The 24,127-nt window shown below is 36.9% G+C and carries 25 protein-coding genes; 16 read left to right on the top strand and 9 right to left on the bottom strand.

Annotated features, from left to right (window positions below):
* Nucleotides 1-56 precede the first annotated feature (56 nt).
* Both QLG01_RS08105 and QLG01_RS08110 read left to right on the top strand, forming a co-directional pair.
* The gene (locus QLG01_RS08105; RefSeq protein ID WP_005306651.1) at nt 57-2,696 is read left to right on the top strand and encodes a bifunctional aconitate hydratase 2/2-methylisocitrate dehydratase; all 2,640 of its coding nucleotides are present in this window, start codon (nt 57-59) and stop codon (nt 2,694-2,696) included.
* Between the two features lie 53 nt (nt 2,697-2,749).
* On the top strand, nt 2,750-3,331 hold the full coding sequence (locus QLG01_RS08110) for a hypothetical protein (RefSeq protein ID WP_151988553.1): 582 nt from the start codon (nt 2,750-2,752) through the stop codon (nt 3,329-3,331).
* Nucleotides 3,332-3,456: 125 nt separating this feature from the next.
* Here QLG01_RS08110 and QLG01_RS08115 read toward each other — a convergent pair whose 3' ends face one another.
* Nucleotides 3,457-4,914: a DASS family sodium-coupled anion symporter gene (locus QLG01_RS08115; RefSeq protein ID WP_151768799.1), complete on the bottom strand. Its 1,458-nt coding sequence runs from the start codon at nt 4,912-4,914 to the stop codon at nt 3,457-3,459.
* A gap of 661 nt (nt 4,915-5,575) precedes the next feature.
* Between QLG01_RS08115 and QLG01_RS08120 the strand changes: the two genes are divergently transcribed.
* Complete coding sequence (locus tag QLG01_RS08120) at nt 5,576-6,010, top strand: hypothetical protein (protein WP_151988554.1); 435 nt, start codon at nt 5,576-5,578, stop codon at nt 6,008-6,010.
* A gap of 119 nt (nt 6,011-6,129) precedes the next feature.
* Nucleotides 6,130-7,113, top strand: coding sequence for an ion transporter (locus QLG01_RS08125; RefSeq protein ID WP_049836989.1), 984 nt, complete (start codon nt 6,130-6,132; stop codon nt 7,111-7,113).
* A 26-nt stretch (nt 7,114-7,139) separates the two neighbouring features.
* Here the strand turns inward: QLG01_RS08125 and QLG01_RS08130 are convergent, their stop codons facing one another.
* Nucleotides 7,140-8,339: an MFS transporter gene (locus QLG01_RS08130; RefSeq protein ID WP_151988556.1), complete on the bottom strand. Its 1,200-nt coding sequence runs from the start codon at nt 8,337-8,339 to the stop codon at nt 7,140-7,142.
* A gap of 226 nt (nt 8,340-8,565) precedes the next feature.
* Between QLG01_RS08130 and QLG01_RS08135 the strand changes: the two genes are divergently transcribed.
* From QLG01_RS08135 to QLG01_RS08145, 3 genes are all read left to right on the top strand, one after another.
* Nucleotides 8,566-8,994: a hypothetical protein gene (locus QLG01_RS08135; protein WP_017398490.1), complete on the top strand. Its 429-nt coding sequence runs from the start codon at nt 8,566-8,568 to the stop codon at nt 8,992-8,994.
* A 150-nt stretch (nt 8,995-9,144) separates the two neighbouring features.
* Nucleotides 9,145-9,942, top strand: a complete 798-nt coding sequence (locus tag QLG01_RS08140; RefSeq protein WP_216070600.1) for a DUF4198 domain-containing protein — start codon at nt 9,145-9,147, stop codon at nt 9,940-9,942.
* Nucleotides 9,943-10,226: 284 nt separating this feature from the next.
* Nucleotides 10,227-11,147 carry a LysR family transcriptional regulator gene (locus QLG01_RS08145; RefSeq protein ID WP_002122195.1) on the top strand — a complete coding sequence of 307 codons (921 nt, stop codon included), beginning with the start codon at nt 10,227-10,229 and terminating at the stop codon, nt 11,145-11,147.
* Nucleotides 11,148-11,209: 62 nt separating this feature from the next.
* Here QLG01_RS08145 and QLG01_RS08150 read toward each other — a convergent pair whose 3' ends face one another.
* Nucleotides 11,210-11,662, bottom strand: a complete 453-nt coding sequence (locus QLG01_RS08150) for a DUF441 domain-containing protein (RefSeq protein ID WP_004791554.1) — start codon at nt 11,660-11,662, stop codon at nt 11,210-11,212.
* A 251-nt stretch (nt 11,663-11,913) separates the two neighbouring features.
* On the opposite strand from QLG01_RS08150, the gene QLG01_RS08155 reads away from it, so the two are divergent.
* Nucleotides 11,914-12,132 carry a hypothetical protein gene (locus QLG01_RS08155; protein WP_004791556.1) on the top strand — a complete coding sequence of 73 codons (219 nt, stop codon included), beginning with the start codon at nt 11,914-11,916 and terminating at the stop codon, nt 12,130-12,132.
* Nucleotides 12,133-12,233: 101 nt separating this feature from the next.
* Nucleotides 12,234-12,938, top strand: a complete 705-nt coding sequence (locus QLG01_RS08160; protein WP_151988557.1) for a 16S rRNA pseudouridine(516) synthase — start codon at nt 12,234-12,236, stop codon at nt 12,936-12,938.
* Here the strand turns inward: QLG01_RS08160 and QLG01_RS08165 are convergent.
* The 3 genes from QLG01_RS08165 to QLG01_RS08175 form a co-directional block, all read right to left on the bottom strand.
* Entirely contained in the window at nt 12,931-13,374 is a 444-nt protein-coding gene (locus QLG01_RS08165) for a GNAT family N-acetyltransferase (protein ID WP_002122286.1), read from the bottom strand. The genes QLG01_RS08160 and QLG01_RS08165 overlap by 8 nt on opposite strands.
* A gap of 98 nt (nt 13,375-13,472) precedes the next feature.
* On the bottom strand, nt 13,473-13,781 hold the full coding sequence (locus tag QLG01_RS08170) for a type II toxin-antitoxin system RelB/DinJ family antitoxin (RefSeq protein WP_013197373.1): 309 nt from the start codon (nt 13,779-13,781) through the stop codon (nt 13,473-13,475).
* A 111-nt stretch (nt 13,782-13,892) separates the two neighbouring features.
* Nucleotides 13,893-14,801, bottom strand: a complete 909-nt coding sequence (locus QLG01_RS08175; protein WP_216070601.1) for a pseudouridine synthase — start codon at nt 14,799-14,801, stop codon at nt 13,893-13,895.
* Nucleotides 14,802-14,921: 120 nt separating this feature from the next.
* Between QLG01_RS08175 and tsaE the strand changes: the two genes are divergently transcribed.
* From tsaE to QLG01_RS08200, 5 genes are all read left to right on the top strand, one after another.
* Entirely contained in the window at nt 14,922-15,395 is a 474-nt protein-coding gene (gene tsaE / locus QLG01_RS08180) for a tRNA (adenosine(37)-N6)-threonylcarbamoyltransferase complex ATPase subunit type 1 TsaE (protein WP_049836984.1), read from the top strand.
* The gene (mutL, locus tag QLG01_RS08185) at nt 15,388-17,337 is read left to right on the top strand and encodes a DNA mismatch repair endonuclease MutL (RefSeq protein WP_282496209.1); all 1,950 of its coding nucleotides are present in this window, start codon (nt 15,388-15,390) and stop codon (nt 17,335-17,337) included. The genes tsaE and mutL overlap by 8 nt, the downstream gene beginning before the upstream one ends.
* Before the next feature lie 6 nt (nt 17,338-17,343).
* Complete coding sequence (miaA, locus tag QLG01_RS08190; RefSeq protein ID WP_151768773.1) at nt 17,344-18,288, top strand: tRNA (adenosine(37)-N6)-dimethylallyltransferase MiaA; 945 nt, start codon at nt 17,344-17,346, stop codon at nt 18,286-18,288.
* A 94-nt stretch (nt 18,289-18,382) separates the two neighbouring features.
* Nucleotides 18,383-18,904, top strand: a complete 522-nt coding sequence (gene hfq, locus QLG01_RS08195) for an RNA chaperone Hfq (RefSeq protein ID WP_005306601.1) — start codon at nt 18,383-18,385, stop codon at nt 18,902-18,904.
* 141 nt (nt 18,905-19,045) lie between these two features.
* The gene (locus tag QLG01_RS08200) at nt 19,046-19,906 is read left to right on the top strand and encodes a DMT family transporter (protein ID WP_282496210.1); all 861 of its coding nucleotides are present in this window, start codon (nt 19,046-19,048) and stop codon (nt 19,904-19,906) included.
* A gap of 35 nt (nt 19,907-19,941) precedes the next feature.
* Here the strand turns inward: QLG01_RS08200 and nfsB are convergent, their stop codons facing one another.
* Nucleotides 19,942-20,595, bottom strand: coding sequence for an oxygen-insensitive NAD(P)H nitroreductase (gene nfsB / locus QLG01_RS08205; protein WP_238611603.1), 654 nt, complete (start codon nt 20,593-20,595; stop codon nt 19,942-19,944).
* A 139-nt stretch (nt 20,596-20,734) separates the two neighbouring features.
* Between nfsB and QLG01_RS08210 the strand changes: the two genes are divergently transcribed.
* Complete coding sequence (locus QLG01_RS08210) at nt 20,735-20,965, top strand: hypothetical protein (protein ID WP_202724243.1); 231 nt, start codon at nt 20,735-20,737, stop codon at nt 20,963-20,965.
* A 7-nt stretch (nt 20,966-20,972) separates the two neighbouring features.
* Here the strand turns inward: QLG01_RS08210 and QLG01_RS08215 are convergent, their stop codons facing one another.
* Together QLG01_RS08215 and QLG01_RS08220 are read right to left on the bottom strand one after the other, a co-directional pair.
* Complete coding sequence (locus QLG01_RS08215; protein ID WP_049836978.1) at nt 20,973-21,692, bottom strand: UDP-2,3-diacylglucosamine diphosphatase; 720 nt, start codon at nt 21,690-21,692, stop codon at nt 20,973-20,975.
* A 15-nt stretch (nt 21,693-21,707) separates the two neighbouring features.
* Nucleotides 21,708-22,217, bottom strand: coding sequence for a peptidylprolyl isomerase (locus tag QLG01_RS08220; RefSeq protein WP_004791583.1), 510 nt, complete (start codon nt 22,215-22,217; stop codon nt 21,708-21,710).
* Between the two features lie 168 nt (nt 22,218-22,385).
* Between QLG01_RS08220 and QLG01_RS08225 the strand changes: the two genes are divergently transcribed.
* Nucleotides 22,386-24,113: a glutamine--tRNA ligase/YqeY domain fusion protein gene (locus QLG01_RS08225; protein WP_151827174.1), complete on the top strand. Its 1,728-nt coding sequence runs from the start codon at nt 22,386-22,388 to the stop codon at nt 24,111-24,113.
* Nucleotides 24,114-24,127 lie beyond the last annotated feature (14 nt).

Here is a 24,127-nt window from a genome sequence, read left to right on the forward strand (position 1 = left end):
TTTTTTACAAAGCTGGAATTTGCAAGTAATTTTTCAAAAAAAGAGGAATGAACACCGTGCTAGAAGCTTACCGCCAACACGTTGAAGAACGTGCCGCACTCGGAGTCCCACCGAAGCCACTTGATGATGCTCAAACAGCTCAGCTTGTTGAACTATTAAAAAATCCACCAGCAGGCGAAGAAGCGTTCTTGGTTGATTTGCTTGAAAACCGTGTTCCTGCAGGTGTTGACCAAGCAGCTTACGTAAAGGCAGCGTTCTTGGCAGCGATTGCAAAAGGCGAAGCAACTTCACCACTCGTTTCTAAAGAACGTGCAGTTTACTTACTTGGCACAATGCTTGGTGGTTATAACGTAGCACCACTTGTTGAGCTTCTTGACGATGCTGAACTTGCAAACCTAGCTGCTGAAGCATTAAAGAAAACACTTCTTGTATTTGATGCATTCCATGACGTAGCAGATAAAGCAAAAGCTGGTAACGCTGCGGCTAAAGCTGTTTTACAATCTTGGGCAGAAGCAGAATGGTTCACTAGCCGTCCTGATGTTCCAGAAGAAATCAAAATCACTGTGTTCAAAGTAACTGGTGAAACAAATACTGATGACTTGTCTCCAGCTCAAGATGCTTGGAGCCGTCCAGATATCCCATTACATGCAAATGCAATGTTGAAAAACGAGCGTGATGGTATCAACCCTGAAAAACCAGGTGAAGTTGGTCCATTAAGCCAAATCAAAGAACTCATCGCGAAAGGCAACCAAGTTGCTTATGTTGGTGACGTTGTTGGTACAGGTTCTTCTCGTAAATCTGCAACTAACTCTGTACTTTGGTTCTTCGGTGACGAACTTCCACACATTCCAAACAAAAAAGACGGTGGTGTGTGCTTAGGTTCTAAAATCGCTCCAATTTTCTTTAATACAATGGAAGACGCAGGTGCATTACCTGTAGAAATCGACGTTGCTAACATGAACATGGGCGACGAAGTTGTATTGAAAATTGACCACGCTGCTGCAAAAGTTACTGCTTTTAAAGATGGCGTACAAATTTCAGAAGCAGAACTTAAAACTCCAGTACTTTTAGACGAAGTACGTGCTGGTGGTCGTATTAACTTGATCATTGGTCGTGGTTTAACTGCTAAAGCACGTGAAGAATTAGGTCTTGCACCTTCTACATTGTTCCGTACACCTGTACAACCTGCTGACACTGGCAAAGGCTTCACGCAAGCTCAGAAAATGGTTGGTCGTGCATGTGGTTTAGCTGAAGGTCAAGGTATCCGTCCGGGTACTTACTGTGAACCTAAGATGACTACAGTTGGTTCTCAAGATACAACTGGTCCTATGACTCGTGACGAGTTAAAAGACTTAGCTTGCTTGGGCTTCTCTGCTGACTTGGTAATGCAGTCTTTCTGTCACACTGCTGCGTATCCAAAACCAGTTGACGTAACAACTCACCATACATTACCTGACTTCATCATGAACCGTGGTGGTGTATCGTTACGTCCAGGTGACGGTATTATCCACTCTTGGTTAAACCGTATGTTACTTCCAGATACAGTAGGTACTGGTGGTGACTCACATACTCGTTTCCCAATCGGTATTTCTTTCCCAGCGGGTTCTGGTCTTGTTGCGTTCGCAGCTGCAACTGGTGTTATGCCACTTGATATGCCAGAGTCTGTACTTGTTAAGTTCAAAGGTAAAATGCAACCTGGTATCACTTTACGTGACCTTGTACATGCAATTCCTTACTACGCAATTCAAGCGGGTGACTTAACTGTAGAGAAGAAAGGTAAGAAAAACATCTTCTCTGGTCGTATCCTTGAGATCGATTTGTCAGAAATGGAAAATGACTTGACTGTTGAGCAAGCATTCGAACTTTCTGATGCTTCTGCTGAACGTTCTGCAGCTGGCTGTTCAATCACACTTTCTGAAGAGAAAGTTGCTGAATACTTGCGTTCTAACATCACCATGTTGAAGTGGATGATCGCAGAAGGTTATGGCGATGCTCGTACTATGGCGCGCCGTGCTGAAAACATGCAGAAGTGGTTAGACAACCCAAGCTTGTTAAAAGCTGATGCTGATGCAGAATACTTAAAAGTTTACGAAATCGATCTTGCTGACATCAAAGAACCAATTCTTTGCTGCCCGAACGATCCAGACGACGCGAAGCTTCTTTCTGACGTTCAAGGCGACAAAATTGATGAAGTATTCATCGGTTCTTGTATGACGAACATCGGTCACTTCCGTGCAGCTGGTCAGTTACTTGATAAAGTACCTGGTGGTTCATTGTCTACTCGTTTATGGTTGGCTCCACCAACTCGTATGGACGAGCACCAATTAATGGAAGAAGGCTTGTATAACATCTATGGTCGTGCTGGTGCGCGTACAGAGATGCCAGGCTGTTCATTATGTATGGGTAACCAAGCACGTGTAGCACCGAACACAACATGTGTATCGACTTCTACTCGTAACTTCCCGAACCGTTTAGGTCAAGGTGCAAACGTTTACTTAGCTTCTGCTGAGCTTGCATCTGTAGCTGCGGTTCTTGGTAAGTTACCAAGCCCAGAAGAATATCAACAGTACGCGTCGCAAATCGACAGCGCTTCTGCTGACATCTACAAATACTTAAACTTCGACAAGATGAGTGAATATACTAAAGAAGCTGATCAAGTTGATACTAAGAAAATCCAAGCTGCTCAATTGACTTAATTTGTTGATTTAGCTAAAAATAAGGGCTGATTAATCAGCCCTTATTTTTTATAATGAAAAGCATTTTAAATATAGAAAAAAATATTTTTGAATTAGAAAATATTTTGAATAAAAAACAAAAAATTGAAGAGTTGGAAAGCTCAATTCAGCAATTATTCTCCATAATATTAAAAGATTACCCTTATCTAAAATTACCGACGTTTTCAATAATTCCAACAAGGGCTCTAGAGTTTATTGTTTGGTATCAAGACCCAAATGCCATTACTGAAACCTTATTAATTAAGCAAAATAGTTTTACTGCCTATTTATGGAGATGTGATGATGGAAAATGGTATTTAGATGATTTATATTCTGAACCGCGCGAAATCGCCTCTAAATTAATCAAAAATATACCTGTCTTTTATTCAATTCCTGAGAATCCTAAAGAGGTGAAGCATTTACTTGAAATTGGAATAATGCATTTTAACGAGATTTTATTTCCCATTTTTTCAAACAGAACATTAGAGGACAGTAGAGAAGTATTGACATGGGATGATCACTTTTTATTAGTGGGTACCCAATTGACCAATCTTAAACTTTATAGTCATGAAGAGTGGAATGCCTTGATCGATAGAGAGAATTCTTATTTAAATTAAAATTAGGCAAAAGATTTTTAAGATTAAGAGATATCTATACTGATGGTAATATTATTTATACATTGGCATTTAAATTTAGAGAAACATTCCTATTAACATAACAATGTTCCTCCATATTTATAAAATCACCAATAACCCAACACTTTCCACCAAAGTCCGCCAATCACCACAAAGATGATGATATTAACCACGCTCATGACAAAGCCAGCTTTCCACCATTCACCAAGTGTGGTGTAACCCGAACCGAACACCACAGGCGATGTACCCGTTGCATAATGGGTTAAGGTCATCATGATGCTAGAAGCTGCTGCCATCATTAAAGCAAACAACATTGGCGGTGCACCAAGTGCAAGTCCTGCCGTATAAAAGGCTGCAAACATAGCGGTAATATGCGCCGTGGTGCTAGCAAACATATAATGTGCATACAGATAAGCAAGCATTAATAATAGACAAGCAGGCATCCAGCTTAGACCTAAATGACCAATACTAGTTTCTAAAACACTCGAGAACCACGTGATTAAACCAAGCTTATTTAAATAAGTTGCCATCATGACTAATGCTGCGAACCAAGTAATTGTATCCCATGCGTTCTTTTGCGTAAGAATATCATCCCAAGTTAAAACACCTGTAAGTAGCAATAATCCTAAACCAATAAAAGCAGTCGTCGTTGGGTCAACAGCCCAAGCAGAGCCCAAAATCATGGCGGGAATCCCTGCCCATAGCATCAATAAAATACCGAATACACCAAGCATGATGATTTCATTTTTACTGACTGGGCCCATTTCTTTTAATTTAGTTTTAGCAAATTGAGCTGCATTAGGCGTTTCTTTGACTTCGGGTGGATACATCAAATACATAATCAAAGGCATAATAATTAAAGCAATCAAACCAGGTAATAACATCGCCAATGCCCAAGTGCTCCAACTTAATGAAATTTCACTATTGGTCGCCTTTGCCACTAAATCAACTACTAATGGGTTAGGGGCAGTTGCCGTAATAAACATTGCAGAGGTAATCGGGTTGGCTTGGTAGTTAACCAATGACAGATATTTTCCCATCCGACCTTCGGTACCTTTAGCAGGATCAGAATCATAACTAGTAGAAATTGCCAGTACAATCGGATGAATTATTCCACCACCACGAGCCGTATTGCTTGGAGTTACAGGGGCGAGAATGAGTTCTGAAAGTACCATGCTATAGCCAATCCCAATGGTTTTCTTGCCCCAAACTGCGATAAATAAATAGCCTAACCTTGCACCCAATCCAGTTTTTTGCAAACCTTTAGAGATCATAATGGAGATACCAATCAACCAGATGAGTGGGTTAGCAAAGCTACTAAGAGCATCTTGAATTGCACCGCTTGGGCTCGTGTTAGTCACACCAGTAATAGCGACTAAAGTGATTGCAATAATGGCAATGGCACCAATTGGCATCGCTTTACCGATGATTGCGGCAATTACACCGACAAACATCGCTAACAAATGCCAAGCATCAGGATCAACACCATTTGGTACAGGAATAACGAACCAGATTAACAATGTAATAAATAAAGAAATAAGTGTAGGGAGGGCTTTAAATCCCATGTAATTTCCCCTTGTTTTCGTATGATTAAAAATTAAAGTTCTTTATGAGTAAATCGCTAAAGACATAAGTATTAAAGTTCTATTATCGATTAAATGATTCAAGAATTCAAAAAATCACAAGCAATAAGTACTAGCTTTCATTTCTATGAAAAACGTCATTCTTTTAAGTTAAATATTTCTTAATTTAAACCTAAATTATTAAGTTTTACTGAACTTTTAATTCTGAAATGGATGTCAGAATGATAAATTCTCTGTATAGATATCAGTCTAATAAATAGTACTTAGTATGGTTAATTTTAAAAAAAGCTATAAAGATATCTAATTAAATTAATATATTCTAATACTAATTTTTAGAAAATATTAAAGATCAAAAAATAAATTATATATCTAGATTAAGATATAACTGATGTAAAAAATTATTAAATAAAATAACTTAGATATAATATTGGATAAAAATTGGTCTTTCTGAGTTGTTGATTTTATTGAAAGCGTGAAATGAGTCATGAGTTTGTTTAAAAACGTTAAATATATCATTTTAAAATTTGATATATATAAAATTGAATATAGTAGTAGTAATTAACTGGTTTTTTGTTTTAAAATAATTAAACGAACTTAAAAATAATTAAAAAAAATATGGGTGTTTTATATAGGGAATTTGAGAATGCTAAAGACAATAGTTGAATTTAAATTTGATGATTATCAACTATATGAACAAAAAATACACTCTAATGAAGGAGGAGTTTTAGTTCAAAAAACTGAAGAAATTGCGCAATATATTTTTAGTATATTGAGAAATAGATATCATTTAAATGTTGAACTGTATAGTGAAAATTGGGGATGGAAAATTGAAATTCCATTGCCTGAAATAACGATGTATCTTGGAATAAGTGTCTATGAAGAATATAGAAACGGATTCGCAATTTTTATTTCACCGAATACACCTATTTTAAGAAAATTTTTATTTCGAAAAATTGATATTACCCATCATATTATGGTGCTGCAAAATTATATAAATATTATCTTAAAATCACATCCAGGAATCTATGATGTGATGTGGTGGAAAGAAAATGAATTCCGATGTGTAGCGGCGAGCTGAAGTAGAAAAATATAAAATTTTAATTACCGAAGCGTGTTAAGGAAAATTTATTAAAGACCGTATTGGTGAATAGGCAGTGAGAGCTTACTATATCTTCAATATCAAGTGGTCAGATCAATATGCAAAATTCAGCGTTGAAGGGATTGCGTAAGTTTTTCTATAATAATCTTCATAATCATGACTATGAAACTACGGTAAGTAGATGTATTAATTATTTTTTAGTTGTTTTAATTGTTGGTAATGTTGCTGCCGTTTTATTAGAAACAGTAAATGATTTGTACACAAGCTATCGTGTTTGGTTTGACTATTTTGAAGTTATTTCAATTGCAATTTTTAGTATTGAATATTTATTAAGATTGTGGAGTGTTGCAGATCGAGATACGACACAATCGGCATGGAAAATTCGCTTGAACTGGATGAAAAGCGGAGAAGCAATTATTGATTTGATGGCAATTTTACCTGCCTATCTCAATTTCTTTGTACGAATTGATCTTCGTATGCTCAGAATCTTACGTTTACTACGCTTATTAAAATTAACGCGGTATTTTATCTCACTACAGATATTGTTATGCGTGATCAAACGTGAGAAAGGTTCTTTTCAGGCTGTTATCTTTATTTTAATCATTATGATTATTATGACCGCTTCTGGAATTTATGTGGTTGAAAACAAGGCTCAGCCAGAAGCTTTTAGTTCAATACCTAAATCTATGTGGTGGGCTGTAGTGACTTTAACCACAGTGGGTTATGGCGATGTAACACCAGTGACAAGTTTAGGAAAGTTATTGGGGGCACTCATTACAATTTTGGGTGTTGGTATTGCAGCTTTACCAGCTGGTATTTTGGCATCGGGGCTTGCAAATGAACTTAACCAGCGTAATCAAAGGCTAGAGCAAGAATTTCGTGAATTACTTCAAGTACGAGGTATTGATATTTTACATGATGAAGTTGAAATAGAACGAATCCGTCAAAAAGTAGGTCTACCAAAAGAGCAGGCGCATAACCTGATTGTTCAAATTATGCGAGAAAAAGTATTAGAGCAAGAAGAGTCGGTTAGAGAGAAAAAATGTTATTGCCCACACTGTGGTGGAAAGCTAACTGATTAGAAATAATAAGTTAGCATCTTCTTTGATTAAATTTGCTTACTGGCTTTTTCAACAGCAAATGCAATAAGTAAAATGATAAGACCACCGAGACTCAAAACAAAACCTACCCAGATTGGTGCGATCCAACCCATTTGGTGACTGAGTACCCATCCCCCTAAAAATGCACCTAATGCATTGGCCATATTAAAGGCAGAGTGGTTGAGTGATGCTGCTAATGTTTGGGCATCGCCTGCTACATCCATTAGACGGGTTTGCAAAGCTCCGCCTAATCCCATTACAGTGAGACCAATCAAAAATAATGAAGCAATAGCACTATAGATATTACTCATTAAGAAACTGGCAACAACAAAAGCGATAGCTGAACTAATTAATACACTTACAATCGTTTTGTTTAGGTTTTTATCAGCAAGCCATCCCGCTGCTAAGCCACCAATAACCATACCGATACCCCAGATAGCTAAAGCGATAGGGACAATTTGGATATTAACTTTTGTATATTCAGTCAAAATTGGTGAGACATAACTATAAACAGAAAACATGCCTCCAAAACCGATAGCGCCTACTGCTAGTGTTAGCCACATGTTGATATTTTTAAGACCAGCTAATTCTGTTTTTATACTCGCAGTAGCTTGGACTGGAATATTGGGTACAAAGAAGCCAACAGCAATTAAAGTGACGAATGCAATTGTTGCTGAAAATTCAAAACCTGCTCTCCAGCCAAAATTTTGACCTAACCACGTTGCGAGAGGAACACCAATTACAGTTGCCACTGTAAGACCCATCATCATTTGGGCAACCGCAGAAGCTCTTCTTGATGGACCCGCTAGTTCTGCTGCAACTAAGGCACTGACTCCAAAATATGCTCCGTGTGGTAAACCTGCAATGAAACGTGAGATTAAAACAGTTTCAGGTGTATGAGCTAAAGCAGTACAGGCATTAGCTACACCATAAAAAAGCATTAAGCCAAGTAATAAAGTTTTTCTCGGAACTTTGGCTCCGAGAATAGCAATGATAGGAGCACCAATAACTACACCCAATGCATAGGCACTAATAAAATGGCCAGCTTCAGGTACTGTAATATGTAAATTATTTGCAATTTCCTGAATCAGTCCCATTGCGACGAATTCGGTAGTTCCAATACAAAAACCACCTACAGCGAGAGAGAAAATTGCTAAAAAGAGAGAATAGTGTTGATGTGTAGAAAGGGGAGATTGTGGGGACGCCATAATAAGTTGAGGAAAGACACAAAAAAGAGAAGTATAAGGGACAAGAGAACAGAATAATAAAAAACTAAAATATTGAGATAAGGATTACATATTCAAATGAAGTAAATTTAAATTTTTATATGGAATAATTCATCGAAAAACTTTTAAAAATTATATATGATTAGCGCGTAATACTTTAAGCATTACAACAAGTTGTATAAATATCTAAAAAAAGAGATGCTAAAACGTGAGAAAATTATTTATTACCTGCCTTATGGGTATGGCTATGTTATCTATGTCTGGTTGCGCAGTATTTATGGCGGGTAATCAGCCAAGTAAAAAAAATTTAAATGTTCTAAATCCAGGCAGTTCTCGTAATTATGTGATTGCTGAGTTTGGTGCGCCTGTACTTTCAGAATACCGTGATGGAACACGCGTTGAGATCTATACTTTTCAGCAAGGTTATTCAAAGTGGGTGAAAGTCGGCAGAGCTTTTGGTCATGGTGTGGCAGATGTGGCTTCGATCGGCCTTTGGGAAGTATTTGGGACTCCGACAGAAGCATATTTTAATGGTAAAGAAACTTCATACGAAGTATCTTACGGACCAGATGATTTAGTGAAAAGCTATAAGCTAATTGATTTCGAGCAGACATTTCCAAAGATGAAACAGCAATAAAATCAAATTAAATAAGAAAAGGCCTTCGGGTCTTTTTTTTGTAAAATTAAATCTATTAACGATAATAAGAATTATTTTTATTTGTGTATACTGTATTCGCTTATATTTTGTCTGATTTTTTAACTTTGTATACAACAGGATTTTCTAATAATGAATAGATTTCTAATGACGTCACTTGCATTGATATGTACAACAGGCTTTGCTCACGAACCTTATGTAGCACCTGTAGCTTATAAAACTGAACAGACTCAAGTACCTGTAATTGCTGGTTATGCTGAAGAAGCATTAAATAGTGAATATCCTTTAAAGGATGCCAAGCTTACTGTAATTACACCTAAAAATGAGCTTAAAACCGTCAACGCAGAAGCTGTACATAAGTCTGTAACTGTTTTTGATGTAGATCTACCTGAACAGGGTACATACATTGTTCAAACTCAGGCGAGTTATCCTTTGAAATATGTATTTGACCAAAAAGCATGGCATTTATTTTTTGATATGCCAGCTGATAAAGCTCCACCGAAAGCAGAACGTGAATATTTGATTCCGACTGACCTTAAAACAAGAACAATTAAAACAGAGCAAGTAACACGAGAATGGACGTTACAAAGTTATCTTTCTAAAGGGAAAGTTTCAGATATTCAACTTCCCAATACACCGATTAAAGTTAGTTTCTCTGTGCATCCAAACCAGATTCAAGCTGCTCAACCAGTTAAATTAGCTATAACTGAAAAGGGCCAGCCTTTAGCTTATGCTGAAGTTAATGTAAGAGAAAAGGGTGCAACTGACAAACAAGTGCGGCAGTTTAAGGCAGAAAAGAATGGTCAGGTTGAGCTTAGCTTTCCAAAAGCTGGAGAATACCTAGTAGAAGTAACAGCCCCTTTAAATTTGAAATTAAAACCTAAAAATCAGAGCTATACGATTATTAGCTTAAATGTATTAGCACAGTAGTTTTTAGTTTTTTATAAAAATAGACCTTTACTAGGTCTATTTTCTTATGGTTTTTAACCACTTTAAAAACTTTATGAAATCATTTTAATTTTCCTTCATTTTTGAAGATACCTAAATTCATCCCATGTAAAAATAGTGAAATAAAATTCATGTTGAGACAAACTAACTAATTTTATGTTAAAGTGAATAAAATTCATTAATGAAGATTTGTTGAAAGTTTTATGGAAAAGCAAACATGAGCTTTACCCATTTATAGATAAATCTCTTTTTGTAGGCTTGTGCCCATGTTAGAAATACGCCACCTTAAAACTCTAGTTGCTTTACGCGAGCATGGTTCATTAGTTTCGGCAGCAAATGACCTTTGTTTAACGCCATCTGCCATTTCCCATCAATTAAAAGAATTAGATCATTGGTATGGGGTAGAGGTTGTTAATCGTCGAAGCAGACCTGTTAGTTTTTCTAATGTTGGACAGCGCTTATTAAAGTTAGCCGATGATGTTTTGCCACAAATTCAGATTACCCACAGTGATATCACGCGTATTGTGCATGGGCAGACTGGCAGAATTATTTTTTCATCGGAATGCCATAGTTGTTTTGATTGGTTAATGCCTTTATTAAATCAGTATCGCCAGCAATACCCAGATGTCGATTTAGACTTCGCTTCAGGTTTTGAAGCCAATCCGCATGAACTCTTACAAAATGCAGAATTTGATTTACTGATTACAGCTGACCCAATTGCTTTAAAAGGAATTGAGTATTTTCCGATTTTTGAATACGAATCACGTTTAGTCTTATCAAATACGCATCCTTTGGTACGGGCTGAAAATATTACAGTTCAAGAGTTGGCCGAAGAGGTTTTAATTACTTATCCGGTTGATAAGCACCGTTTAGATATTATGTCTAAACTTTTCATTCCTGCGAATATTCAACCTAAGCAAATACGAACAACAGATTTAACCCAAATGCTTATTCAGCTTGTAGCAAGTGGGCGAGGTATTGCTGCTTTACCTGATTGGGTGGTAAATGAATATGAACAAAAGGGCTGGGTCACAAGCCGCCGTTTAGATTGTGTTTCTCCTACAGGTTTAAGACGTACTTTATATGCGGGTTATCGAACTGAAGAAAAAGAGAAAAGTTATTTTGAAGGATTTTTAAAGCAGTTAGAAAAGTTCTCTTTGAAACGGAATGCTTATTATTCTGGCTAAAAATAAAAATTTAGCCTAAGTGTTAAAAAGGTACTTAATTGCACCTTTTTTATATCGACTTCTTATTTACCAATAAATAAAGAGAGTAAGCCTGCCGCAATCAGAGGGCCGACCGGTACACCACGTAGTAAAGCAACACCAGCAACTGTACCAATCAGTAAGCCTGCAACCACGTCAGGTTGGCTTGACATTAGTTTTACTCCACGACCACCCAACCAAGCGACTAATAAGCCAATTGCAATAGCCAAAAGTGATTTAAAACTAACAAATGACTTTAAAATACTCTCCCCACTGAGCTTCCCACTGGCAATGGGAGTAAGTACACCAATCGTTAAAATAAGAATTCCTAAATTAAGACCGTGAGCTTGAATATAGGGGAAAAACTCATTTAATGGCGTAATTTTAACGACAATGAGCACACCGGCTGCAATCGTTACAGCTGCATTTTGACTTAATAAGCCGCAGATCAACAGAACGAGTAGAACAACTAAATTAACATCAAATTGGGCAAGCATGGGGAGTGCGGAGGAAGTAAATAAATGGAATTGTATAATATTTAAGACACGCAATGTGAACGCTTTAAAAGATATAGCCGATTTTAAATCTTATTTTTAAGAATAAATGATTGTATATCTCTCAATCCTAAAGAGTTTTAATTTCTGGTTACGCTTGGAAACAATGTTATATAAATTAACAAGTTAAAAATTTTAGTTTTTAAAAATTGTGATATAAAAATAGTCATTACTCATGAGTACAGGACAGATTTATGGACATTATAGATATCAAAATCAAAGATCAGTTTGATCAGATTCATGATGCAAAAGCGCAACTAAAGAAAAATTTAGTTGAACATGAGAATGAATCGTTAAAGCTGAGCCAACGTATTGAACATATTATTGTTGATAATGAAATTATTTTGCCTACTACCGAATTATTATTTGAAAGTGAACAGAACGAAAATATTTATCGAGTAGTCGAAGAATAGTGTGCGAGTTACATGAAGTAAATGTAAAGAGCTGCTCGTAGCGTTTAGTAAAAAGTAGAAACTACGTTAAAATAACAGCTTAGTTCTAATGAGAAAACTTCATGCTGCTGGAAAAAATTTTACAATCACAAGGGTTTGGTTCACGTAAATATTGTCAGCAGTTAATAAAAAACGGATCTGTAAGTATTGATGGGGAGGTTGCAGATGATCTCAAAAAGCAATTCTCTCCAGAAAATTTAGAGTTTTCTCTCTTTGGTGAAACTTATCAATATCGAGAAAAAGTTTACCTTGCTCTAAAAAAACCAAAAGGTTTTGAGTGTTCACACCAGCCCCATCATCATCAAAGCGTATTTAGCCTTTTACCAGAAATCCTGATTCAACGTGGTGTGCAGGCTATTGGTCGCTTAGATCAAGACACAACCGGCTTACTTTTACTTACTGATGACGGTAAATATCTTCAAGCTTTAACTCATCCTCGTAAACATGTACCAAAGGTGTATCATGTTACGACTATAGATCCGGTTACACCTGAGCAAATTGAAATGTTGAGCCAAGGCGTAAACTTGCATCAAGAAAAAGGTGTTTTTGCTGCAACAGATGTGGAGATATTAGAAACGCATCAATTAACCATGACGATTCATCAAGGTGTTTATCATCAAGTAAAAAGAATGATTGCAGCTGTAGGAAATAAGGTAGAAGCATTACATCGCCATCAAGTAGGGCAATTGGTTTTACCTGAACTTGAAGATGGTGAGTGGGTTTATTTATCTGAACAACAAAAACAGCTCGCTCAAAATATTATTTGAGAAAACAATGGAAGGTTTGGAACTCACTATCTCGAATAAATCCCATTTGTTCATATAAACGATGAGATTCATGGTTGTTACTTTGAGTTTCCAAACTAATCCGCAAAGCATTTTCTTGTTTTGCAAATAAGATTGCTGTATCGATTAGCTGTTTAGCAGAACCTTGACGGCGGAAAACGGGCGTAACATATACATCATCTAAGATATAGTAAGTTGAACAAGCAACTGAAGAAAAACCTAAATAGAGTAAAATAAAACCCGTAATTTTATCGTCTTTAATATGAATGAAAAACACACTTTCTCTATTCTCAAAACGTTGTTTAAGGAAGTGAAGTGATTCATTAAAATTAGAAGAGGCCCCATAAAATTGGCGGTATTCATCAAATAAAACGGCGAGTTGCTCTAAATCTTCAAAAGTCGCTCGTCTAACGATCATTTGGCACTCCTTGTAACTTATCATTATGTTTTTACAAAGAGAGCATAACGAAAAAAACAGCTTTTTGACGTTAAAACTTGTTTATAAATGCAACAGTGTTAAGTTTTGTCGCTTTCACCAAGAAGTGCATTAAGTTCTTCAAATAAATCTTCATGGTCATCATCTTCAGCTAAAGTTGATGGATTTTGGCTTAATGAAGATGCTTTTGCTTTTCTCAGCTTTAATAATTGTTCCATATTAATATTCTGATTTTCGATAGCAAAAGGAATAGATTTAGTTAATACGACCTGTTTAAAAAAAAGTCGTACTGCTTGGGCAGGGGTAATTCCCAGTTGTTTAAAAACAGCAAAAGCCTGCTTTTTTTCTTGGGAGTCAAGTCGAACCTGATAAACTTCTGTTTTTCGCATGAATAACAAAACCAAATGATTTTTAATTTTTAGGAATTTATTTTAAACCATCGCAATGTAATTTCAATGCTTTTTGGCATAAAAAATAATCTTTTTGTCATTACGGCTACATTACAATGTCAATTCAAACTCAGAATTAAAAGACATTCCCTCTTTTGTGAGGGGGTCTATAAATGAAATGTGCTTAGCTAGTAGCTGTAATGGTTCCGAGAAATCATCTTCTGCCTTGTGTTGAACTACTGGATAAAATGGGTCATTTTTAATCGGAATTTCTAAGTAATTAAGATGCACGCGAAGTTGGTGCTGTTTGCCCGTTGTCGGTGTTAAGCGATATTTGGCCCAAATCTGGTTATGCTCGATGAGTTCAATATAGGTCTCGGTATTTGTTTTTGCATTTTCTATAACCCGCATGGTGTAAAAAGGATGACCTTTATCTAAATGCAAATGTAGTGTCTGAGGAAAATTTAAATCTTTTTTATAAGGTGCAATAGCGTGATAAATTTTATTGACTTGGCGCTCTGCAAATAATTGTTGGTATATACCACGCGACTCAACCCGTTTGCAAAATAGAACAACACCAGCAGTTTCACGATCTAGACGATGAATAGGGGTTAAAAATTCATTGCCTGTTTGTTTTTTTAGTCGGACTAAAAGCGTTTCTTGAACATATTGTCCAGTCGGGCTAATCGTTAAAAAATGGGGTTTATCGACTACCAGTAAATCATCATTCTCAAATAAAATCCGATGTTCAAATGGAACATGTGGTTCATAAGCCAGAAATCGATAATAAAAAATATGGGTATTACTTTGGTATGGACTGTCTAATGTTAGTTTTTGTCCATTTGCCCCATAAATAAGTCCATCCTGAAATCGTTGTTGCCACTCTTGCACTTTAATATGTTGGAAATGTTGGCATAGATACTCATAAATAGTTTGAGTATTCGTGTGTGCAGGAAGATAGACTTGGCTTGCGCTCACACCATCAATCATAGGTGGCAAAAAATCGTTCGGACTAGACATAAAAAAATGTAAATATGTAAGGAAATTGATATAAAAAAAGCCAACTTCTAGGGCTTAAGTAGGCTTTTAAGGCAGGGCAATGTTATCATATCGATTATTTCGAATCATGTTATGTGTGCTATGTCGTATTCATTGAAATTGGTCTTAAATCATGAAGAAGATACTGAGCGTTTAGCTCAAGCTTTGGCGCAGCATGTTCAGTCGGGTGTAATTTATTTAATTGGGGATCTAGGTGCGGGTAAAACCACACTTACGCGCTATTTCTTACAGGCTTTGGGCCACAAGGGCTCTGTTAAAAGTCCAACTTATACACTCGTTGAACCCTATAAAATTAATGATAAAGAAATTTTTCATTTTGACTTATATCGTCTGAATGATCCGTATGAACTTGAATTAATGGGAATCCGTGATTATTTAGATATCACAGACGCATTATTTTTATTTGAATGGCCATCAAAAGGTGGCGATGAAATTCCAGAGGCCGATATCATTATTGATATTCAAAAGTCAGATGATGAGTTGAGCCGTTTAGTAACTCTAACTTTACCTACAGAACATTTGTATCAGACTTTGCAGGAACAGCTTCATGACTGATGAAAAGCTAACACAACGTCGTATCCATACATTAGACGCAGCGTTAGCCAACCAGATTGCTGCTGGTGAGGTAATTGAGCGTCCCTCATCTGTTGTTAAAGAATTATTAGAAAACTCTATCGATGCCGGTGCAACTGAACTCATTGTACGTATTGCTCAAGGTGGTTCGACCCTAATAGAAATTATTGATAATGGGCATGGCATTCATTCTGAAGATTTAGCATTAGCGGTTATGCGTCATGCCACAAGTAAAATTAAAACGGCAGAAGATTTACACGCTATTGTAAGTTTAGGATTTCGTGGGGAGGCACTTGCTTCGATTGCTGCTGTTTCAAGATTGACATTAACGAGTAGCCAAGATGAAAGTGGTATTGGCCATCAGGTTGAAGTAAACGGCACAGCATTTGATCATCAAGAAGTACAAGCTGTTGCTGCTCAAAAGGGAACCCATATACGTGTTCAGGACTTATTCTTTAATGTTCCTGCACGCCGTAAATTCCTAAAAAGACCAACCACTGAATTTGGCCATATCGAAGAGATTGTTCGCCGTCTAGCTCTAACACATTTCGATATACGTTTTGTGCTTGAGCATAATGATAATATTAGAATTAATTTACCTATAGCGGATAGCGGCGAGCTGCGTTTTCAGCGAGTACAGCAATTATTAGGTTCTCAATTCGTACAAAATGCATATTGGATGGATGCTGAAAGTATTAGTATGCGTTTATCGGGTTGGCTTGGCCATCCTTCTGATGCACGTGCGCAGGCTGATATGCAATATGTCTATGTAAATGGGCGTATCGTCAAAGATAAAACAATTTCGCATGCGTTACGCATGGCATATGACGGTATTTTACATGGCCATCAACATTCATCTTATCTACTTTTCTTAGAAGTCGATCCTGAAAATATTGATGTCAATGTTCATCCTACAAAACATGAAATTCGCTTTTTAAATCAAAGAGAAGTGCATGAGTTTGTAAGGCATTATGCAAAAGAAACTCTATCGCAATTTCAGACAGCGAGTGCTGATTTAGCTCAAGCGATGAAAGTAGATGAACAATCAGATTATTCAGTACAGCCGCAGCCTAAATATCAAGAACAATTTTCATTGCACAGAGCAAATGAAACTTTAAATGCAGATAGTGAGCCACAGACTCAGCACGCACCAACAGAGTTATTAACCGATTTTAACGCTAGTCGTCCGCAAGCTGTTCACTATGCAGATCAAACACCAAAATATAATGGTTCTGCTCAATTAAATAATGCGTTAAAGACATACTTAGCGCCCCTACGTGACCAACCTGCTACTTTTTCAGTAAATGAAAATATTGAACCAGTAACTAAAGTTGATGAGTTTCCTTTAGGTATCGCAATTGCTCAACTTCATGGAATTTATATTCTAGCGCAGAATACCGAAGGGCTTATTATTGTTGATATGCACGCGGCACATGAGCGTATTTTATTACAACAAATGAAAAATGCTTGGGATAAACCTGAATTTTGGACATCTCAGCAGTTACTTATACCTAAAGTCATTTCTATTAGCCGTATGCAAGCCGTTAGGGTTGAGGAGTTAAAACCTCAACTTGAGCGCTTAGGTTTGGAAATTGATTTATATGGCGATGAGCAAGTTATTGTTCGCGGTGTGCCTGCCATATTACAAAAAGCAGATTTTGAAAATCTCATTCCAGAACTTTTAAATGATTTAGATCCAAATGATGAAGCCCAAGGGTTACTTCAAAAAAGAGACGAGTTATTAGCTGGAATGGCATGCCATGGGGCAGTGCGTGCGCATCGACAACTCAGCCTTTCAGAAATGAATGCTTTACTTCGTCAAATGGAACAAACCGAATTTGCGAGCCAATGTAACCATGGGCGGCCAACTTGGCGTGCATTCCCATTATCTCAATTAGATAAATTATTTGCTCGAGGAGAGTAGTTTTACATGTCAAATCAATTGCCCGTCATCAATTTAATGGGACCAACTGCAAGCGGAAAAACCGCTTTGGCATGTGAATTATACGAGCGTGGAAATTTTGAGCTAATTTCTGTTGATTCTGCACTCGTTTATAAAGATATGGATATCGGCACGGCTAAACCAACGCGTGAAGAGCAAGCGCTCTATCCTCATCATCTAATTGATATTATTATCCCTCTTGAAGTTTATTCAGCTGCTCAGTTTGTTGAAGATGCGTGTAAGTTAATTGATGATATGCATTCACGTGGTAAGACTCCTATCTTGGTCGGAGGTACCATGTTGTACTTTAAGGCATTATTAGAAGGGTTGTCTGGTAATTTGCCGAGTGCTGATGCTCAAGTTCGCGCAGCAATTGAAGAAAAAGGTTTAAATGAAGGCTGGCAAGCCGTTTATGATGAGTTGGTTTCTGTAGATCCTGCTGCTGCTATAAAATTTAATGTGACTGATAAGCAAAGGATTATTCGAGCATTAGAAGTTTATAAGATTACGGGCGAACCAATTACTAAATTGCAGGCAGAACAACCAAAAAACGTACCATATCGATACATATTTCATAATTATGCTTTACTTCCAGATCGGGTAGAATTACATCAACGCATTGAGCAAAGATTAAGCAAAATGTGGGATATCGGTTTTTTGAGTGAAGTTGAAGCTCTAATTGAAAAATACGATTTAGATGAAAATTTACCCTCAATGCGTTCAGTGGGTTATCGACAAGCACTAGAATTTCTATTAAAAAGTGACTTAAGTCTCAAAAGTAAACGTGAAATGGAGGATAAAGCTTTATTTGCAACACGACAACTTGCCAAACGTCAATATACGTGGTTACGTTCTTTGCAAGAAATACACGATTTTAAAACTTACTTGACGATAAAGCAGGCGAAAGAAGACTTGCGAAACTCTTATGGATAAAGCAAAATTTGCACACTGTCTTTTTATAATTTTTAGTTGAAAAATAAAGATAGTTTTTTTGCGCTGATTTAAAAATTTTTTTTTGGAGTTAAAAATGTCTAAAGGTCAAACTTTACAAGATCCGTTCTTAAATTCTCTCCGTAAAGAACGTATCCCTGTTTCTATTTTCCTTGTGAACGGTATTAAATTACAGGGTCATATTGAATCTTTTGACCAATATGTTGTTTTATTAAAAAATACAGTAAGTCAAATGGTTTACAAACACGCTATTTCAACTGTTGTTCCAGCACGTAACCCACGCCCAGCAGGCGCGCAAGGTACAGGCTTCCCAGCACAAGGTGGCGCACAAGGCGGCTTCGGTGGTCAACCTACTGGTGGCTTTGGTGGCGGTCAAGGCGGTGGCTTTGGTGGCGGTCAAGGCGGTGGCTTTGGTGGTAGTCAAGGCGGCTTCGGCGGTCAAGGCGGCTTCGGTGGTCAAGGTGGCGGCTTCGGCGGTCAAGGTGGCTTCGGCGGTCAAGGCGGTTTCGGTGGTCAAGGCGGTTTCGGTGGTCATCAAGGTGGTTTTGACAACGATACTAAATTTGAAGATGGTCAAGAAGACGAAAATAATCGTTAATTGAAATCTAAAAAGAAGCCAGTCAGATAATGACTGGCTTTTTTTATGTTTATTTATAAATTAATTTAAAATATTTAATTCAACAGCAGTCGTAATGTGATCATTATGGCTGATATATCTAAATAAATAGAGTTTTAATCGATGCTATTAATATTAGCTGCTGCTTTAAGCAGTGTTTTGGTGTCCATCCTATTAAAAAACTTAAAGAAAAAAGGTTACCAGCCGCTACAAATGATTGCATGGAATTATGCGAGTGCAAGTCTTCTTTGCTTTTGGTGGTTTCAGCCGGATATTCAACATATTTCAATAGAAAAGACGCCTTGGTGGTTAATTGTTGCACTAGGAATGATTTTGCCCAGTATTTTTCTATGTTTAGCTAAATCATTAGAATATGCAGGAATTGTTAAAACTGAGGTTGCACAACGACTTTCCGTGGTACTTTCTTTACTCGCAGCTTATTTCATTTTTAATGAGCAATTTAATGCATTAAAGCTGTGGGGAATTGGTTTAGGCGTTTTTGCAGTCTTACTCGTCTTATTTGGACAAATAAATACTTCTTCGAATCATCAATCTCGAAAAGCAATTGTTGCTCTATTAAGTGTGTGGTGTGGATATGCCGCGGTAGACATTCTCTTAAAATATACGAGTAGTTTAGGTCTTCAATTTACACTCACGTTGAATCTTATTTTTATTATATCTTTTATATTATCAATTTCATATTTATTGGTGCAGAAAACCCAAAAATGGCAGCTTAAAAGTGTTATAGCTGGATTAGTATTAGGTGTGCTTAATTTTTCAAATATTGCTTTATATGTGAAGGCTCATATTCTTTTAAAGGATTCACCTGCAATTGTTTTTGCAAGTATGAATATTCTCGTTGTGTTATTAGGAATTGCAAGTGGCGTTATTTTATATAAAGAAAAACTAAAATGGCCTACCACTTTGGGTATTTTATTAGGGATCAGTGGTGTACTTTGTTTAGCTAGGGCAATGAGTTTATAGTTCAAGAGAGTTGAATCTCTTGAACTATTTTAATTTTATAAATAAGTAAAAATAACTTCATCTGGTAGACGCGATTTAGGAAGTTTGGCATTGAAATCATTTTCACTGCGATAACCTAGAGAAACAATGACTGAACTACGCAGGCCTTTTTCAGTTAACCCAAGCTCAGTATTTAAAATATCTTCATCAAAGCCACCCATTGGTGTTGCATCAATTCCTTCTAAACCTGCAGCAAAAAGTAGTTGCCCTAAAGCGATGAATGTTTGATTTTCCATCCACCCAAATAAATTTTTCTGCTCATTTCGATAGAATTCAACATAGCCATGGCGAGTATCTTTTTGGCCGAGCTTTGCTTTTTCATCTTTAAAACGACCGCTTAAATCATCTTGTTCAAGTAATTGATTTAAGTATTCAGCTGAAATATCTGTTCTTGTGCAAAAGATAAGTGTGTGTGATGACTCGAGTACTTTTGGAGCGTTGTAGGCATATTTACCTGTTAAGGCTTTTGCAATTCGTTCTTTAGCTGCCTCATTATCTGCAACTACGAAATGCCAAGGCTGAATATTTACTGAAGAAGGGGTAAAACGTAAAATTTCTAATAATTTATTAAATTTTTCTTGAGGAATTTTCTTTTCAGAATCATACGCTTTTGTTGTGTAGCGACTTTTAACAGAATTCAATAGGTCCATAGGTGTGCTCCATATCAATCTTATGGCAATTGAGAGAATTTAATCTTTGCCATCATACGCTATTTTATTCAAAAACATTTCCTATGTAATTCGATAAAGAAATATAATGTTTATATAAAATTTTAGTAATTTATTGAAAATGATTGATTTACTGCCAACAGATGCAAAGAGTAAGCTGCGAGAAATTAGAATTGTTAAAGCCTTTATCATTCTTATATTTGTATTGAGTCTTCTTATTTTATACATTGATTATCACGATCATGCACATATAAACTGGAAATTTATATTTATTGCCAGCATGTGTGTGATTTACGATTCTGATTTAAATAAAAAAATTAAAGAATTGAAAGTTGAAATAAAAAGTGACTAATTTCTAGTTAATAATTCCAGACAATCAATTCGAGCTGTTGCGTATTTGAGGATGGATCAATTTCCAAAATATAAGCCTGATCTTCACGCCAATCGCCAAGAACAATTCGTTGTTTAGCTTGTACCTGATGAATAGAAGGGCGATGAGTATGCCCATGAATCAGTATATCTACATCTTCTAAAGCAGAAATAACAGCTTGTTCATTTACATCCATAATTTCATAGCTTTTTTGCTGTTTATCAGCGGAGCTTCTTTTGCGAAAGCCATTCACTAGTTTAGTGCGAAAACTGAGAGGAGTCCGGCGTAAAAGAGCAACTAAGAGCGGATTTCGAATAATCTTTTTAAATCTTTGATAAGAAATATCATCTGTACATAATGCATCGCCGTGTTCTAGACGATATTGATGTCCTGCGATATTGAGGGAATAAACGTCAGGGAGTAAGACGCCATTAAATTTATTGAGGAAAACCTGATTAAGCGCAAAATCACGATTACCGACTTGAAAGTAAACCTGATTCCCTTTTTGATTAAAGTCTTTTAAGGCCTCAACAATCTCATCAAGCCATGGTGCTGAATAGTCATCTCCAATCCAGGCATTAAACCAGTCGCCTAAGATGTAGAGTTGAGTATTTTTATGCTGGTAATGCACCAATAAGTCTAAAAACCCTCGAACGAGTCGAGGGTGTTCAGGTGACAAATGTAAATCTGAGATAAACAGATAAGTCACAGCTTTATCCTAAAATTATTCAGAAATAATTTTAGCAGATTCGATTACTACATTTTCTAAAGGAACGTCAGCGTGATAACCGCGGTTGCCAGTGCGAACACCTTTGATCGCTTCAACAACATCTAAACCTTCAACAACTTTACCAAATACAGCATAACCCCAACCTTGAGCAGTTTTAGATGTATGGTTCAAGAAAGAGTTATTTTTTACATTGATGAAGAATTGAGCAGACGCTGAGTGAGGAGCTTGAGTACGCGCCATTGCAATCGTACCTTCGTCATTGCTTAAACCGTTATCAGCTTCGTTTTCAATTGAATCGCGTGTCGCTTTTTCTTTGAAGTTTTCATCCATACCGCCACCTTGGATCATGAAACCATCAATGACGCGGTGGAAAATAACGCCGTCATAAAAACCGTCACGTACATATTCTAAAAAGTTTGCTACTGTTTTAGGTGCTTTTTCAGCATTCAGTTCAAGAACAATACGACCTTTATTGGTGTTTAATTCGACTTGAGGAAAACTCATTACATTAATCTCCTAAACATGGGCTTATGACCATGGGTTTTTGGTTGAGAGAAGCATAAGCAAACTGTAAACTACAAGGCAAGTAAAAAACGTTAAAATCTTTGTGAAAAATGAAGATAGCGTTTAAATTTTTCGAAATTTTATCTACAAAGAAGTGATTGATACACTATGAAGCCTAATGATGTTGTCTCGAGCCTGCCAAATAACCCGACACCGAATACTCATGCCTCTGTCGATTCTGCGCAGCAAGAACAACAGGCTGGCTTAGATTTCGTTCGCCAAGTCATTACAGAAGACTTGGCTGCTGGGCGTGCAAAGCAGATCGTAACGCGTTTTCCACCAGAACCAAATGGCTATTTACATATTGGTCATGTAAAAGCAATTTGCCTAAACTTTGGTGTGGCTGAAGAATTTGATGGGTTATGTAATTTACGTTTTGACGATACAAACCCTGATGCTGAAGAACAAGAGTATGTTGACGGTATTGCTAATGATGTGAAATGGCTTGGTTTTAACTGGAATGGTGAGCCACGCTATGCATCGGGTTATTTTGATCAATTATATGCATGGGCTGTTCAACTCATTGAGCAAGGCGATGCTTATGTTGATTTACAATCACCAGAAGAAATTAAGTTAAACCGTGGTAGTTTTGTTGAGCCGGGTAAAAACTCACCATACCGTGATGCATCTGTTGAAGAGAACCTTGCGCGTTTTGAAAAAATGCGTAGTGGCGAATTTAAAGAGGGTGAAGCTGTTTTACGTGCCAAAATTGATATGGCAAGTCCAAACGTACACATGCGTGATCCAATTTTATACCGTGTATTGCATTCAGAACATCACCAAACAGGTGATAAATGGAAAATCTATCCAATGTATGACTATGCTCATCCATTGTCTGATGCGATCGAGGGGATTACTCATTCACTTTGTACATTAGAGTTCCAAGATCACCGTCCGTTTTATGATTGGATTGTAGAAAAGGTAAAATCTCAAGCGGTTCCGCATCAATATGAATCTTCACGCTTAAATGTGGACTACACCATTACATCAAAACGTAAATTACGTAAATTGGTGGAAGGTGGTCATGTGAATGGTTGGGATGACCCGCGTATGCCGACTGTAGTGGGTATGCGTCGTCGCGGTTTCACACCAGAAGGCTTACGTGAGTTTTGTAAGCGTGTAGGTGTATCTAAAACTGACGGTATTGTAGATGTTGCAATGCTTGAGTTCTGTATTCGTCAATCTTTGGAAAATACAGCTGCGCGTGGAATGGCTGTTTTAAGTCCACTTAAAGTGACTTTAACTAATTTACCAGAAGATATGGATCTTACACATGCTCGCCATCCAAACGTAGATATGGGTGACCGTGTGATTCCTTTAACTAAGGAAATCTATATTGACCGTAAAGACTTTGAAGAAGTACCACCAAAAGGCTTCAAGCGTTTAGTTCCTGATGGTGAAGTGCGTTTACGCCATGCTTATGTCATTAAATGTGATGAAGTTATTAAGGATGCTAATGGTGAAGTGATTGAGCTGAAATGTTCAATCGATCCTGAAACTTTAGGTAAAAACCCTGAAGGCCGTAAAGTGAAAGGCGTAATTCACTGGGTATCTGCAACAAAAGGTATTCCTGCTGAAGTACGTATTTATGATCGTTTGTTCACAGAAGCAGATCCTGAAACAGGTGATGATTTCTTGGCGAACTTAAATCCGGATTCATTGCAAGTGTTAGAAGCTGTAATTGAACCTGCTTTGGCACAAGCGAGTCCAGAAGATCGTTTCCAGTTTGAACGCGAAGGTTATTTTGTGGCTGATCAACATGATCATTCACCTGAAAAACCAGTGTTTAACCGTATTCTCGATTTAAAAGATAGCTTTAAGCCTGAGAAAAAGTAAGACGCGTAAAATAT

Source organism: Acinetobacter sp. V89_4 (assembly GCF_029967875.1).
Lineage (GTDB): Bacteria > Pseudomonadota > Gammaproteobacteria > Pseudomonadales > Moraxellaceae > Acinetobacter > Acinetobacter oleivorans.